This is a genomic window from Amycolatopsis sp. NPDC004079 (assembly GCF_040610415.1).
Taxonomy (GTDB): Bacteria; Actinomycetota; Actinomycetes; order Mycobacteriales; family Pseudonocardiaceae; genus Amycolatopsis; species Amycolatopsis halotolerans.
The window spans coordinates 77,524-92,211 of sequence record NZ_JBEXMH010000026.1 but is presented as its reverse complement, the minus strand read 5'-3'; the positions used below and the strand labels follow the sequence as shown (position 1 = coordinate 92,211).

At 68.6% G+C, this 14,688-nt stretch carries 14 protein-coding genes; 10 read left to right on the top strand and 4 right to left on the bottom strand.

Annotated features, from left to right (window positions below):
• Position 1: 1 nt before the first annotated feature.
• Complete coding sequence (gene lhgO / locus ABZX37_RS25725; RefSeq protein WP_354743630.1) at positions 2–1,288, bottom strand: L-2-hydroxyglutarate oxidase; 1,287 nt, start codon at positions 1,286–1,288, stop codon at positions 2–4.
• Positions 1,248–4,325, bottom strand: a complete 3,078-nt coding sequence (locus ABZX37_RS25720) for a BTAD domain-containing putative transcriptional regulator (protein WP_354743589.1) — start codon at positions 4,323–4,325, stop codon at positions 1,248–1,250. Before ABZX37_RS25720 ends, lhgO begins: the two co-directional genes overlap by 41 nt.
• Positions 4,326–4,457: 132 nt before the next feature.
• On the opposite strand from ABZX37_RS25720, the gene ABZX37_RS25715 reads away from it, so the two are divergent.
• From ABZX37_RS25715 to ABZX37_RS25680, 8 genes are all read left to right on the top strand, one after another.
• The gene (locus tag ABZX37_RS25715) at positions 4,458–5,588 is read left to right on the top strand and encodes a DegT/DnrJ/EryC1/StrS family aminotransferase (RefSeq protein ID WP_354743587.1); all 1,131 of its coding nucleotides are present in this window, start codon (positions 4,458–4,460) and stop codon (positions 5,586–5,588) included.
• Between the two features lie 26 nt (positions 5,589–5,614).
• Positions 5,615–6,544, top strand: a complete 930-nt coding sequence (locus ABZX37_RS25710) for an NAD-dependent epimerase/dehydratase family protein (protein WP_354743585.1) — start codon at positions 5,615–5,617, stop codon at positions 6,542–6,544.
• Positions 6,545–6,614: 70 nt separating this feature from the next.
• Positions 6,615–7,799, top strand: a complete 1,185-nt coding sequence (locus tag ABZX37_RS25705) for a glycosyltransferase family 4 protein (RefSeq protein WP_354743583.1) — start codon at positions 6,615–6,617, stop codon at positions 7,797–7,799.
• Complete coding sequence (locus ABZX37_RS25700) at positions 7,799–8,416, top strand: acyltransferase (protein ID WP_344281814.1); 618 nt, start codon at positions 7,799–7,801, stop codon at positions 8,414–8,416. The genes ABZX37_RS25705 and ABZX37_RS25700 overlap by 1 nt, the downstream gene beginning before the upstream one ends.
• Positions 8,417–8,500: 84 nt before the next feature.
• Positions 8,501–9,073 (top strand): Uma2 family endonuclease, encoded by a 573-nt coding sequence (locus ABZX37_RS25695; protein ID WP_354743581.1) that lies wholly within the window; start codon positions 8,501–8,503, stop codon positions 9,071–9,073.
• A 203-nt stretch (positions 9,074–9,276) separates the two neighbouring features.
• Positions 9,277–9,486, top strand: a complete 210-nt coding sequence (locus ABZX37_RS25690) for a hypothetical protein (RefSeq protein ID WP_354743579.1) — start codon at positions 9,277–9,279, stop codon at positions 9,484–9,486.
• Positions 9,487–9,562: 76 nt separating this feature from the next.
• Positions 9,563–10,063 (top strand): SigE family RNA polymerase sigma factor, encoded by a 501-nt coding sequence (locus ABZX37_RS25685; protein WP_344281808.1) that lies wholly within the window; start codon positions 9,563–9,565, stop codon positions 10,061–10,063.
• The gene (locus ABZX37_RS25680; protein WP_354743577.1) at positions 10,060–10,797 is read left to right on the top strand and encodes a hypothetical protein; all 738 of its coding nucleotides are present in this window, start codon (positions 10,060–10,062) and stop codon (positions 10,795–10,797) included. Before ABZX37_RS25685 ends, ABZX37_RS25680 begins: the two co-directional genes overlap by 4 nt.
• On the opposite strand, the gene ABZX37_RS25675 is transcribed toward ABZX37_RS25680, so the two are convergent.
• The gene (locus ABZX37_RS25675) at positions 10,798–11,751 is read right to left on the bottom strand and encodes a Gfo/Idh/MocA family oxidoreductase (protein ID WP_354743575.1); all 954 of its coding nucleotides are present in this window, start codon (positions 11,749–11,751) and stop codon (positions 10,798–10,800) included.
• Positions 11,748–12,854 carry a DegT/DnrJ/EryC1/StrS family aminotransferase gene (locus ABZX37_RS25670; RefSeq protein WP_354743573.1) on the bottom strand — a complete coding sequence of 369 codons (1,107 nt, stop codon included), beginning with the start codon at positions 12,852–12,854 and terminating at the stop codon, positions 11,748–11,750. Before ABZX37_RS25670 ends, ABZX37_RS25675 begins: the two co-directional genes overlap by 4 nt.
• A 190-nt stretch (positions 12,855–13,044) precedes the next feature.
• Here ABZX37_RS25670 and ABZX37_RS25665 point away from each other — a divergent pair, with 190 nt between their 5' ends.
• Together ABZX37_RS25665 and ABZX37_RS25660 are read left to right on the top strand one after the other, a co-directional pair.
• On the top strand, positions 13,045–14,115 hold the full coding sequence (locus tag ABZX37_RS25665) for a hypothetical protein (protein WP_344281796.1): 1,071 nt from the start codon (positions 13,045–13,047) through the stop codon (positions 14,113–14,115).
• A complete protein-coding gene (locus tag ABZX37_RS25660) occupies positions 14,094–14,687 on the top strand; it encodes an HAD-IA family hydrolase (protein ID WP_354743571.1) in 594 nt (197 codons plus the stop codon). The genes ABZX37_RS25665 and ABZX37_RS25660 overlap by 22 nt, the downstream gene beginning before the upstream one ends.
• Position 14,688 lies beyond the last annotated feature (1 nt).

The window sequence follows — 14,688 nt, the reverse complement described above, 5'->3', positions numbered from 1 at the left end:
TTCAGTCGGTGACCTGGTCGGCGATGTACTTCGCGATCTCCAGCGCGCTCGTCGCCGCCGGGCTCGGCGCGTTGAGCACGTGCACCTGGTCCTTTGTGGACTCGATGAGGAAGTCGTCCACCAGGGAACCGTCCGGCCGCAGCGCCTGCGCCCGCACGCCGGAACCGTGGCGCACGATGTCGTCCTCGGTGACCGCGGGCACGAGCTGCGCGAGGCTGGCGGCGAAGCGTTTCTTCGAGAAGGACCGCAGCACCTCTTCGAGGCCGGTCGGGTAGGCGTACTTGCGCGCGAGCTTCCACGCGCCGGGGAAGCGGGCGACGTCGGCGAGATCCTTGACCGACACGTCCGCCCAGCGGTAACCCTCGCGGCGCAGCGCGAGCACGGCGTTCGGGCCGGCGTGGACGCTGCCGTCGAGCATGCGGGTCAGGTGCACGCCGAGGAACGGCAGCGTCGGGTCCGGCACCGGGTAGATCAGGCCGCGCACGAGGTGGCGACGCTCCGGCTTCAGCTCGTAGTACTCGCCGCGGAACGGCACGATGCGCGCGCTCGGCGTGAGACCGGCCAATTCGGCGACGCGGTCCGCGTGCAGGCCGGCGCAGTTGACCAGCGCGTCCGCGTGCAGCACCTCGGAACCGGTGGCCACCTCGACGCCGCCGCCGCGAGCCGGGCGGATGCCCAGCGCGGGCGTGTTCAGCCGCAGGTCCGCGTCCGCCTCGTCGAGCAGCCGCACGAGCGCCGCGCACACCGCCGGGAAGTCGATGATCCCGGTCGACTCGACGCGCAGCGCGGCGACGCAGGACACCTCCGGCTCGTACTCGCGCGCCTCCGCGGGGGTGATCCGCTTGGCGGGCACGCCGTTGGCCTCGGCCCGCTCGGCGAGCGTGTCCAGGGCGGGGATCTCCTCCTCCCGCGTGGCCACGACGAGCTTGCCGCACACCTGCACGGGCACCCCGTACTGCCGGGCGAAATCCACAATGGACCGGTTGCCGCCGACCGACATCCGCGCCTTGAACGAGCCCGGCTTGTAGTAGAGCCCGGCGTGCACGACATTGGAGTTGTGCCCGGTCTGGTGCGCAGCCCAGCGAGCTTCCTTTTCGAGCACCGTCACGTCCTGACCGCGCTGGGACAGCTCCCACGCGACCGACAGCCCGACGATTCCCCCACCGATCACAACTACGTTCCGCACGGCAGGGAAGGCTACGCGCTCCGGTGCGGCGCTGCGTACCCCCCGACGGCGTGGTACCCGTTCACTGAACCGGGGACAATCCGGCCAACGCGAGCCGTTGATGCGGTTCGAGCTGCTTACCGGCGGTGTAAGCGGCGGTGAACCCGTCGGCTCCGAGCGCCTTCTCCGCGGCTGCGGTGACCTGCGCGACATCGTGCCGACCGGGCACGGCGGCCCCGCGCACCGCGGCTGCCGCGCCGAGCAGCGCGGCGGCGTCGGCGAACCGGCCCTCCTCGGCGAAGACCCCGGCGACGCCCTCGAACGCGGTGGCCAGCGACCCGTGGTCGTGCCAACGATGCGCGGTCTCGACCCCCAGCCGCATCCGGCGACGGGCGTCCTCCGGGCGGTGCTCGGCCACGTCGATCCAGCCGAGCGCGATCGACGCGAGTGCCCGCACCATGGCGGCCGAGAACGAGTCCGCGGCGCATTCGGCAAGCGCTTGCTCGGCGAGCGCCCGTGCGCCGGCCAGATCGCCAGAGCGGCGGGCGAGGCCGGACAAGCCGACGTGACCGCTGCCTCGCGTCTCGGGCATGCCGGTGCGGTGGGCCAGCTCAACGGTTCGCTCGTAGTCCGCTTTCGCACCGTCGAGATCGCCGCGCAGCGCTCGGCTGTCGCCGCGACGGCACAGCAGGTCCGCGTAGTCGTCGGTCGCGCCGAGCGTCTGCATGAGCGACAGGGACTCGGTCATCGCGGCGAGCGCTTCCTCGTGACGGCCGCGCAAAACCAGCAGCTGCGAAAGGTGGTCGAGCGCCATCGACAGCCCCCAGCGTTCGCCGAGCGCCCGATAACGCGCTTCGCCTTCTCGCAGGCCGCGTTCGGCTTCGTCGAGTTCCCCGGCGAGCACCGAGCGCAGACCGTCGCCCATCGGCACGAGTGCGGTGAGCCACGGGTCGGGGTGGTTTTCGAGCCCGGACAGCCGAAGCCGCGCGTCGTCGTCCTCCGGCGGTCCGAGCACGACGCCGGACAGCATGAGCATCATCGGATGCTCCGGGGTCCAGGAACTGTCCACTAGGTACTGCTCCACATAGGACCGATAGTTCGCCGTCTCGGCGGCTTCGGGGGCACCGGCCATCGCGGTCAGCAGGCACATGAGGAATTGCTCGCGGTGTCCTTCCGGCGGTGCCGCTTGGCAGTGGCGCACGATTTCCATCGACAGCGCCGCGCCTTCGTAACGTCGTCCGCGCAGCCACCAATACATCGACAGCGCGGTGGCGATCCGCAGGGCAGTCGACGGATCCGCCGCGGCCGACCATCGGAGCGCGGCCACGATGTTGTCGTACTCGGCGTCGATTTTCCGCAGCCAGTCGAGCTGTTCCGCGGTACGCAGCTTCGGGTCGGCTTCTTCGGCGAGCCGCAGGAACGCTTGTGCGTGCGCGTGCCGGAAGCGTTCGGTCTCGCCTGCGGCGTCGAGCTTTTCCGCGCAGAACGCGCGGATCGTCTCCAGCATTCGGTAGCGCCCGCTCGAAGGTTCGACGAGCGACTTGTCGGCGAGTTCGGGGAGCAGGTCGATCGGGACATCGCACACCTGCTCGGCGTACGCGAGCGTCGCGCCGCCGGTGAAGACGGTCAGCCGGCGGGCGAGGCGGCGTTCGTCGTCATCGAGGAGGTCCCAGCTCCACTCCACGACACCGCGGAGCGACCGGTGCCGTTCGTCGGCGGTGCGGCTGCCTCGGGCGAGGAGTTGGAAGCGGTCGTCGAGTCGCGCGGCGATGTCGGCGACGGGCAGCGTGCGCACTCGGGCGGCGGCCAGTTCCAGGGCGAGCGGGAGGCCGTCGAGCGCGGTGCAGATGCGCACGACGTCGGCCGCGGTTTCGTCGGTCAGCCGGAATGCGGGGTCGCTGGCCCGAGCGCGGTCGAGGAACAGTCGTACCGCGGGATAGGTCTCCACGGTGGGTGCGCCGGGCGGCGGGACGGCGAGGCGGGGGATCGGCGCGAGCTGTTCGCCGGTGATGCCGAGCGGTTCCCGGCTCGTCGCGAGGACGCGCAGCCCGGGGCAGGCGGGCAGCAGTTGCGCGACCAGCCGTGCTGCGGCGGCGATGACGTGCTCGCAGTTGTCCAGCACCAGCAACGTCGCCTGGTCGCGCAATGCCGACACAAGCCGTTCGACGGGATCCTGGCGACCGCGAGCACCCTCCCGCAGACCGAGCGCGCTGAGGACGGCCTGCGGAACGTCGTCGGCGACGTGCGGGGCCAGCTCCACGAAGACGCACGGACCCGCGTCCGCCGCGGCTTCGATGGCCAACCGGGTCTTCCCGGTCCCGCCCGGACCGAGCAGCGTGACGAGCCGAGCCTGCCGCAGGAGATCCGCGACCCGCTTCAGTTCGTCGTCCCGGCCGACGAAGCTCGTGAGCTGTGCGGGCAACGGCGTCGCGGCGTTCGCGGACTCGCCGCGCAAGGCGGCCAGATGCGCTTCGGTGAGGTCTGGACCAGGGTCCGCGCCCAGTTCGTCGGCGAGCGTGCGGCGGGCGTCCTCGAACGCGGCCAGTGCTTCGGCGGTCCGACCGGCCGCGTGCAGTGCCCGCACCAACTGGGCCTGCGACCGTTCGCGCAGGGGGTTCTCGGCGACGGCGGTACGCAGTTCGTCGAGGACGTCCGCAGCGCGGCCGAGCGAGATTTCCGCGTCGACCCGGTCGGCTGCTGCTTCGGCGCGCAGCTCGCCCAGCCGGGTGGTTTGCATCTCAGCGGCCGGGACGTCCGCGAACGCCGGTCCGCGCCACAACGCCAGCGCCTCGCCGAGCAGATCGCTGGCCCGCGTCGGGTCGCCCGCGGCCAGCTCTCGACGGCCTTCACCGGCCAGTCGTTCGAACCGGTGGGCGTCCACTTCGTCCGGTTCGATCCGGAGGCGGTACCCCGCCGAGGTGAGTTCGATCGGCAGTTTCAGCGCGCTCCGCAGCCGCGAGACCTGCGATTGGAGCGCGTTCGCCGCGCCGTCCGGCGGGTCCTCGCCGTAGAGCCCGTCGATGAGCCGCTCGGCGGACACGAACCGCCCGGCGTCCGCCGCGAGCAAGGCCAGCAGTGCCCGGCCTCGCGGGCCGCCGACGGCGACCGTCCCGCCCGCGCCGTCCCACGCGACGACGGCCCCCAATACCCCGATCCGCATTCCGCGAGCCTATGCCCGGATCGGGTGTTTACCCGTGGGTTCTGTCCCCGAAACAGGCGTCGAGCGCGACTTCTATACACTTTGGCGCGACCCCGCGCAATGCGGGACACCCCGATGCACAGGAGATCTACAGTGGGCGAACCCGTCCTGCTCGGGAAGCCGACCGTCGGCGACGAAGAGCTCGCAGCCGTCGCCGAAGTGTTCCGTTCCGGCTGGCTCGCCGGCGCGGGCCCGGCCTGCCGTCGTTTCGAGGAGCGGTTCGCGAAGCTCACCGGCACCGCGCACGCTCTGACCACCAGCAACTGCGGCTCCGCCCTGTTCCTGGGCCTGAAGGTGCTCGGCGTCCAGCCCGGCGACGAGGTGATCGTCGGCGACTACACCTTCCCGGCGACCGGCCACGCCGTGCTGCAGGCCGGCGCGAAGCCGGTCTTCGCCGACATCCGCCCGGACATCTTCAGCGCCGACCCGGCCGCGATCGAAGCGCTCATCACGCCGCGCACGGTGGGCATCCTCGCCGTCGACGTCGCGGGCCAGCCCGGCGACTTCGACGAGTACCGCGCGATCGCCGACAAGCACGGCCTGTGGCTGTTCGAGGACGCCGCCTGCTCCGCTGGCGCGACCTACCGCAACCGCCCGGCGGGCAGCCTCGCCGACCTGGCCGCGTTCTCCTTCCACGGCCGCAAGGGCATCACCGCGGGCGAGGGCGGCGCGCTGGTCTCGAACCGCGAGGACCTGATCGCGCACGCGCGCAAGATCCACACCTACGGCATCGAGCCGGCGTTCACCCGCGAGGGTTCGCAGGAACTGCCGATCCCGACGTTCCACGAGCTCGGCTGGAACTTCCGGCTCTCAGACATCCAGGCCGCGATCATGGGCGTGCAGCTCGACCGGCTGCCCGACCTGCTCTCCGCCCGCCGCTCGGTCGCCAAGCGCTACCACGAGGCGTTCGAGGATGTGGACGCGCTGACCGTGCCGGTCGAGGCTCCGGACCGCGAGCACCCGTGGCAGGCGTACTTGATGACGGTGGCCCCGGAGATCAGCCGCGACGCGCTGGCCCTGCGGATCCGCGAACAGGGCGTGCAGTGCAACTTCGGCACCTACGCCTCCCACTTGCAGCCGGTGTACGGCGAGCAGCAGCCGCTGCCCGTCTCCGCCGACGCTTTCCGCCGCCAGCTGGCGATCCCGATGCACGCGGAACTCACCGACAGCGAAGTCGAGCGCGTGGTCGCCACCGTGCGCGAAGCCGTGTCCGCTCTTTCCTGACCCGCCGACCCTCCTGAGGAGAACCCATGTCCGACAAGAAAGTTTTCTTCACCGGCGCCGGCGGTTTCATCGCCTCGCACGTGATCCCGATCCTGCTGGAAAAGGATTACACGATCCGGATCTTCGACAACATGACCCGCGGCGACCGTGACCGCGTCAACGAGTTCGTCGCCACCGGCAAGGTCGAACTGGTCGAGAAGGACGTGCGCTACGGCGTCGGCGTCCGCGAGGCCATCCGCGGCTGCACGCACGCGATCCACTTCGCCACGGTGTCGATCAACAAGTCGGTCGCGGACCCGGGCGAGTCGATCGACATCAACATGGTCGGCAACAACAACGTCTTCTCGGCCGCGGCCGACGAGGGCGTCGAGCGCCTGGTGTTCGCCTCCACCGCCTCGGTGTACGGCGAGCCGGAGCGGCTGCCGATGCACGAGGACGACAAGCTGAACCCGCTCACCCCGTACTGCATCTCGAAGCGCGCGGGCGAGGACATGCTGGGCTTCTACGAGCGCACCAAGGGCCTTTCCTGGAACGCGCTGCGCTTCTTCAACGTGTACGGCCCCGGCCAGAAGATCGAGGCGTACTACACCTCGGTCATCAACCACTTCATCCAGCGCCTGCGCGCCGGCCAGCCGCCGATCATCGACGGCGCGGGCGACCAGTCGATGGACTTCGTGCACGTCACCGACCTCGCCAAGGGCGTTGTCGCGGCGCTGGAGTCGGAGCAGTCGAACCTGCCGATCAACATCGGCACCGGCATCGACACCTCGATCGCCACGCTGGCGAAGATCCTGATCGAGGCCGTCGGCGTCGACGTCGAGCCGGTGTTCAACAAGCGCGACGTCCTCGTCTCCCGCCGCGCCGCGGACATCACCCGCGCCCGCGAGGTGCTCGGCTGGGAGCCGACCATCACCGTCGAAGAGGGCATGCGCGCCTTGGTGCGGGACTCCGAGTGAGTACTTCCGTCGGCGCGTCTTCCGAGGGGAATGCGTAATGAGCACTGCGGGCCCGGCAGAAGGAAAGCCCATGCGGATCGTGGTGGTGAACAACTTCTTCCCGCCGCGAGTGGGCGGAAGCGCGCACATGTCGGCTTCGCTGGCCGCCGAGTACGCGGCCGCCGGGAACGAAGTGCTGGCGATCACCGCTGCCTACGGTGACGCGCCGGCGGAAGAGGAGCGCGACGGATACCGCGTCGTGCGCCTGCCCGCAGTGAAAATGCCGCAGCTCGGCCTGTCGATCGACTTCGACATGACGTTCGCGTCGATGCGGCCGGGCAACTGGCGGCGGCTGTGGAAGCTGCTGAACGAGTTCAAACCGGACGCGGTGCACCTGCACGGGCAGTTCTTCGACCTGTCCTGGATGGTCGGCATCTACGCGCGCCGGCACAAGCTGCCCGTTCTGCTGACCATCCACACGCTGCTGATCAGCGAGAACAAAATGTACGGCCGGGTGTTCCGCGCGCTCGACGCGATGCTGGTCAACCCGGTGCTGAAGTACCTGCGCCCGCGCTACATCATCCTCGACAAGCAGGGCGTGGACTACTGCGTCCAGCGCTACGGCACGAGCGACGACAACTCCGAGTACTTCCCGATCGCGGTGGACACCGGGCATTTCGCGAAGCCGGTGACCAAGGACGTGCGCGCGGAACTGGAAATCGGGGACGCGCCGCTGATCGTGTCGCTCGGGCACGTGATCCCGCTGCGCGACCGGCTGCCGCTGATCGAGGCGCTGCCCGCGATCCTGGAGCGGCACCCCGGACTGCGCGTGGTGGTCGTCGGGCGGGTGTATCACGACGCTTTCCAGCAGCGGGCCAAGGAACTGGGCGTTTCCGACGCGCTGATCGTCACCGGCGCGGTGCCGAAGGCGGACGTGCCCGCGTACTTCGCGGCCGCGGACATCGTCACGCACGACCTCAACGGCGGCTGCGGCACCGCGTCGCTCGAGGCGATGCTGTCCGGAACCGCGACCATCGCGTCGGTCACCGAGGACAACTACCCCGGCATCGAACTGCACAACGGCGAGAACATCCTGCTGGTGCGGCCCAACGATTCCGAGGCGGTCGCGACCACCGTGCTGTCCCTTTTGGACGATCCGAAGGAACGCGCGCGGATCGCGGAGCGGGAGGCGTCGATGGTCCGGGACAACTTCGGACTGGACGTAGTGACCGAGGAACACCTGCGGGTGCTCACGAAACTGGTGGCGGACAACTGATGTTCTTCGACGACGAGCGCAGCAACCGGCTGCGCCCGATGATCCTGAACGACCTCGTCACGCAGTACATGAACGACGCCGAGCGGGCCAAGTTCTTCGGTCTGCCGGAGTCGTGCCGCGTGCGGGAACGGGCCAAGATCGTCAGCCCGGACAACCTCGCGATGGGCGAACACTGCTGGGTCGGCGAGGGCGCGGTCCTCGACGCGAGCGGCGGGCTGGAAATCGGCGAACACACCAGCATCGGGCTGAATACCTTGGTGTTCACGCATTCGAGCTGGCTCGCGAACATGGCGCTGGAAAACCATTCCGGCAGCGACCTGATCGAACGCAAGCCGGTGAAAATCGGCAAGGGCTGTTTCATCGGCGGCCTCGTGGTGATCATGCCCGGCGTCACGATCGGTGACTTCGCGACGGTGCAGCCGAACTCGGTGGTCGCGAAGGACGTCCCGGCGCGCTCGCTGGTAGCGGGCAACCCGGCGCGGGTCTTCCAGCGCTACGACGAGGAATACATCGAGTCGGAGGTCAAGCGGGTCCGCGAGGAAAACGCCCGCCGCCGCGCGCTGTCGGATGACCCGTCGGGCTGGGGCTCTCCGTCGGGTGACTTCAGCGGGAAGTGACTCGGACACGGTGCGTCACGCGCTGGCGGATGCTCCGGGTAACATGGGACACTGCTCTCAGTCACTTTCGGTGAAGGAGAAGTCATGAGTGTCCTTGAATGGCCTCACCACCTCCTGACCCTTGACGACTGGGCGGACCTTCCGGCGCACCCGGAGGTTCGGGTCGAGGTCGTCGAAGGGGTCCTGTCAGTGTCGCCGCGTCCGATGTCGCTCCACCAGCTGATCATCAGCAGATTGCCGTATCTGCTGACGATGCAGCTGCCGCCGGAGTTGGTGGCGGTCGGAGAATTCGAGACGGTACTGGCCGACGTCCCGCCGACGGTCCGGGTGCCGGACGTGGTGGTCGCGCCGTCGGACCTCATCGAAGCGAACATCCCGCGGATCGGGGCCGGCGACGTTTCACTGGTGGTCGAGGTGCTTTCGCCTGCCACCAAGGACGTCGACCAGGGCGCGAAGCTGTTCGAGTACGCCGATGCGGGTATCGGGGATTACTGGATCGTCGATGTGGACCCGCCGGTGAGCATGATCGCGTACCGGTTGATCGACGGCGATTACGAGAATTTCGGCGAGTATTCGGGCGCGGTGGAGCTGGAGATCGCGGGGGTTCCGGTGAAGTTCGATCTGAACTCGTTGATCGATCCGCGCGCGCAGCGCTGACTCTCGCGTCTTGCTGGCTTTTGCTGATTGGGAAGATTTTCCGGAGAACCCAGAGGCTCGGGTCGAGGGCGTTGACGGGGTTCTTGTCCCGTCGCCGCGTCCGATGTGGTTTCACCTGCGGTCAGTGACGCTGCTCCTGTGCGAGAGCTCGCTGACGATCCGCGTCCCGGATGTCGTCGGGTACGAAGCACGTCGACCAGAGTGTGAAGCTGTTCGAGTATGCAGATGCGGGTATTGAGCATTACTGGATCGTTGACTTGGATCCGCCGGTGAGCATGATCGCGTACCGGTTGATCGACGGCGATTACGAGAATTTCGGCGAGTATTCCGCCAGCGTCGAGTTGGAAGTCGAGCCCAACGCTGACCCCGAGCACCTCCCCGAACACCATGCGTCGCCATTGAGACAAGACTGACCAGCCATTACATCGACGCACGTCTCCCGCCCCCGTAACCTGGACAGTGACGCCGAGACCGGGAAACAGGGGTGGGATGGTGCGCGGGGACGACGAGTTCGCCGACTTCGTGCGGTCCTGTTCGGCCCGGCTCACGCACGCGGCCTACCTGCTCACCGGCGACCGGCACCAGGCCGAGGACGCCGCGCAGACCGCCTTCACTCGCACCTACGCCGCCTGGCCCCGAGTCCGGCGGAAGAATCCCTACGCCTACGCCCGCCGCGTGCTGGCCAATCACGTCATCGACATCTGGCGCCGGCCGATCCGCGAATACGCCACCGAGGAGATGCCGGAACCGCCGAAGGTTCCCGACATCTCGCACGCCGTCGCGGATCGAGAATGGCTTTCCGACGCATTGGCCCGGCTCACCGCCCGTGAACGCGCGGTAGTCGTGCTCCGGCATTTCTTCGATTTGCCGGAGCATCAGGTCGCCGAGGAATTGGGCGTGTCCGTTGGCACCGTCAAGAGCACCAATTCCCGCGCGCTGGCGAAGTTGCGCGTTGACGGCGACGCGCTGGTCGGGGAGGTGAGCGCGTGACCGACGAACTCGACCGGTTGCGCGCCGCGCTTCAGGAAGCGCCCGCGGAACCCTTTGCCGAGCCCGATCTCGACCGGATTATCAAAGACGGCGGCCGGATTCGGCGTAGGCGACGGTTTCTGACTTCCTCGGGCGCGGCGGTGGCTGTGGTCGCCGTGGTGTTCGGTGCGGCTTGGTTGCGTTCGCCGGGCGGTGCGCCGGAGCAGGTGCACGCGGCGGCGGCACCGCCGCCGATGGTGACGAGTGTGGCTTCGTCGACACCGGTCCCGGCACCGACGTCGGCTGAATCGAGGCCGCTCGGCGAAGTGATCTCCACCGGCACTTACACCGACGGCGCGGAACTTGTCTTCTACGCGACGCAAATCGACGACCCGGACAACCTGCCCGCTGTCCAATTCGGGGTGATGGCCAGCTTGTACGAGCCGGACGGAAACCTGCGTCCGCTCTACCTCGCCAACGAATCCGACGGCAAGGACCGCTCTTTCGGCTTCCACGCGACGTCAGGCGGCACGACCGTCGCGGACATCTGGGTGCCTGTGTACGGCTATTTCAGCGGGCCGGCCGCCCGCATCGAGACCACAGTGGACGGTCGCACGATCCCGGCGCACACGGCGCGCTGGAGCGAGGACCCCGGGGTGGTCGTGTTCTGGTTCGACCAGGACGACGTGCCGTCCGCCGAGAGGGCGACCCCGCTGGTCGCCTACTCCGCGGACGGCAAACGCCTCACCAAATAATCAGGCGGCCTCAGCCAGGACCTGCGCCACAACCTCGTGCGACGGCAGGATCAGCGCGCGCTCGACGTCCGCGTCGACCTTGCCCTCCAGCAGATCCACGAACCGGTCCAGCTGGGTCGCCAGCGGCTCGCGCGCGGTGACCAGCTCCGGGATCTCGATCACGGTCTGCTGCCGGTAGCCGAGACCGTCCGCGGTGACCGAATCGTGCGAGATGTGGCGGTAGATCGTCACGTCGCGGCGCAGCAGGTCGATCTCGACCATGCGATCCAGTTCGGACACCATCAGCGACCGGACCTTGCGCTGCGCAAGCCGCGAAGCCGACACGGTGGCCAGGCCGGTGGGGAAAGACAGCACCGTCTCGATGGTGTCCTCGGCCCCGGTGACCGACTGCGGGTGGAAATACCCCGCGCTGGAGGTGACCCGGCCCGGCGTGGCCCCGCCGAAGAACTGGATCGCCAGGTCGACGTCGTGCACCAGCAGGTCCCACGCGACACCAGTCTTGATCCGCGGCGCGTACGGGCCGTGCCGGCGCGCCATCAGGTGCACCGGTTCGTTCACCAGTGCCCGCGCGGTCATCACGGCCGGGTTGTAGCGCTCCAGGAGCCCGCACATCAGCGGGACGTCCTTTTTCGCCGACAGGGCAACGATTTCCTGCGAGAACTCAAGGCTGTTGCACACCGGCTTCTCGACCAGCATGGGCTTGCCCTGGCCGAGAATCTCCTGTGCCAGCTCGTAATGCACCTCGGTGGCCGAGGCGAGCACCACAGCGTCCACATCGGACAGTGAGCCGATTTCCGGTGTCCACTGGGTTTCGTAGCGGTCGGCGACCGCGCGGCCCGCTTCCTCGCGCGGGTCGATCACGCGGGCCAGGTCCACCCGGTCGTTCTGCGACAGGACGCGCGCGTGCAGCGAGCCCATGTTGCCGGTGCCGACGAGTGCGATGCGATGGGTCATGCGCCGAGTACCTCGCGAACAGTCTCGATGATCTGGTCCACTTCGGACTCGGTCAGATGCGGGTGTACCGGCAGCGAAAGCGCTTGCGCGGCAACGGCTCCGGCCACCGGGAAGTCCTCGACCCGGGCGTCCGGGATCAGCGGGTGCCCGCGGTAGCACTCGTAGTCGAAGACGATCTTCGGGTAGTAGATCCCGTTGCCGATGCCCCGTTCGGTCAGCGCGGAGGCGAACTCCTCGCGCGAGAGCATCGCGTGCGGGCCGACCAGCACGGTGTACTGGTGCCACACGTGTTCGCGGCCGGGCAGCACCTGCGGCACCTCGAGGCCCGGCGTGCCGGCGAGGCCCTCGGACAGCCGCTTCGCGTTGGCCTGCCGCGCCGCGGTGAGCTGGTCGAGCTTCTCCAGCTGCGGGATGCCGACGGCGGCGTGCAGGTCGGTCATCCGGTAGTTGTGGCCGGCCATCTCGTACTGGTAGCGGGCCTTCATGCCCTGGTTGCGCATCACGCGCAGCTTGTCGGCGAGCGCGTCGTCGTCCGTGGTGATCACGCCGCCCTCGGCGGTGGTCACGTTCTTCGTCGCGTACAGCGAGAAGCAGCCGATGCCGTACGAGCCGGCCTTGCGGCCCTCGAACGAGGCGCCGACCGCCTGCGCGGAATCCTCGACCACGTGCAGCCCGTGCTCCGCGGCCAGCGGCGCGAGCTTGCCCATGTCGGCGGTCTGCCCGTACAGGTGCACCGGCATGAGCACCTTGGTGCGCGGGCCGACGGCGGCCGCGACGGCGTCCGGGTCGATCGCGAAATCGTCGCGGCGGATGTCGGCGAACCGCACGGTCGCGCCGGCTTCCAGGATCGCGTTCAGCGTCGCGACGAAGGTGAACGGCGAGGTCACGACCTCGTCTCCGGGCTGCAGGTCGAGTGCCTGCAGTGACGCGACCAGCGCGGTCGTCCCGTTGTTCACGGCGATGGCGTGTTTCGTTCCGGAGACGTGTGCGAACGCGTCCTCGAAACGCTTTACCATCGGGCCCTGGGCGATAGCGCCGGATCGCAGCACTTCGACGACCAGGTCCTCCGCAGCACGGACGTCGACCACGGTAATGGGGATCATCTGCAGTCTCTCGCTCTCGGCGGGCACTTTCGGCGCGTCCGGTACAGTCTTGCCTCGGCATGGCACGAGCCCCGAGTTCGGTGCAGTCAGCACAGACGCGGGCGTCACGATACTCGCCGACCACAAGTGGGCTTCCGGCTACCGTCCCGGCTCCGGCGGGAACTGAACAGGTAAGGCTGAGAACACGCGAATGAGCAGCGCACGAATCCTCATCACCGGCGCCGGCGGATCCGCCGCCTACAACTTCCGGGACGCGCTCGCGGTCGCCGGAAACGACTACGAGGTCGTCGGCACTGACGTGAAGCCCTTCCACCTCGAACTTCTCGACGTCGAGGCCAAATACCTGGTCCCGCCGGTCAGCGACCCCGGGTACGCCGACGCGATCAACCGCGTCATCGAAGCCGAGCGCATCGATTTCGTGCACCCGCAGCCCGACGTCGAGGTCGGCTACCTCGCGGAGAACCGCGACAAGCTGAACGCGCCGACGTTCCTGCCGGACGCGCGCGCGATCGCGTTGTGCCACGACAAGATGGCGTTCAACGCGCACATGAAGGCGAACGGCGTCTCGGTGCCCGAAGCCATCAAGATCGACTCGCCGGACGACCTCAAGGGCGGGCTCGAGGAGCTGCTGAAGATCAACCCGCGGGTCTGGCTGCGCGCCATCCGCGGCGCCGGCTCCCGGGGCAGCCTCCCGATCAACTCCTTCTACCAGGGCGACGCCTGGATCGACTACTGGCGCGGTTTCCGCGGTCTCGACTACGGCGACTTCATGGCCAGCGAATACCTGCCGGGCGAGGAGTTCGCGTGGCAGAGCCTGTGGCACGAGGGCGAGCTGATCACCTCGCAGGCGCGCTCCCGCATCGAATACATCTTCGGCAACCTGACCCCGAGCGGGCAGAGCTCGTCGCCGTCGGTGGCCAAGACGGTCAACCGCGACGACGTGAACAAGATCGGCGAGTCCGCGGTGCGCGCGGTGTCCGACAAGCCGCACGGCGTGTTCTGCGTGGACATGAAGGAGAACGCCGCCGGGGTGCCGATGGTCACCGAGATCAACGTCGGCCGCTTCTTCACCACCAGCAACTTCTTCGCGCACGCCGGGCTGAACATGCCCGACATGTACATCCAGCTCGGCCTCGGCAACGAGCTGCCCGAGCGGCCCGAGGTCTACAACCCGCTGCCCGACGACCTGTACTGGGTCCGCATGATCGACATGGGCTATCGCTTGGTCAAGGAAGGCGAATGGGCGTCGAAGCGGATCTGACCGGGCGGAAGGTGCTGGCCTTCGACTTCGACGGCACGCTGTTCCGGCTGCCGGTCGACTTCGGGGGCCTGCGCGCCGAGCTGGGACTGTCCGCTGAGGACAGGCTCGGCGAGCTGTTCCAGCGCTGGCTCGACGAAGGCGACACCGCCCGGCTCGACGTCGTGACGCGGTTCGAACGCGCCTCTGTGGCGCAGGGCGAATTCACTGACGGCGCGCGCGAACTGCTGGCGGAGCTGCCTTCCAGCTACCAGCTCGCGATCGTGACGAGGAACTCACGGCTGTGCGTCGAGGACGCGCTGGGCAACCTCGCCAGGGGCCTGCACGTCATAGGGCGGGAAGACGTACGCCGGCTCAAGCCGGATCCCGAGGGCGTGACTGTGGTGCTCCGGCACTTCGGCGCGGCTCCGGAGGAGGCGGTGCTCGTCGGCGACACCTTCCACGACGTGGAGGCCGCGCATGCAGCGGGCGTGCTCAGCGTGGTCGTGCGCAACGACTCGCTGAAGTTCCGCCCCGAGGGCGCGGACCATTACGTCGAGACGCTGCGTGAACTGCTGCCCGCACGCGCGGGCTGAA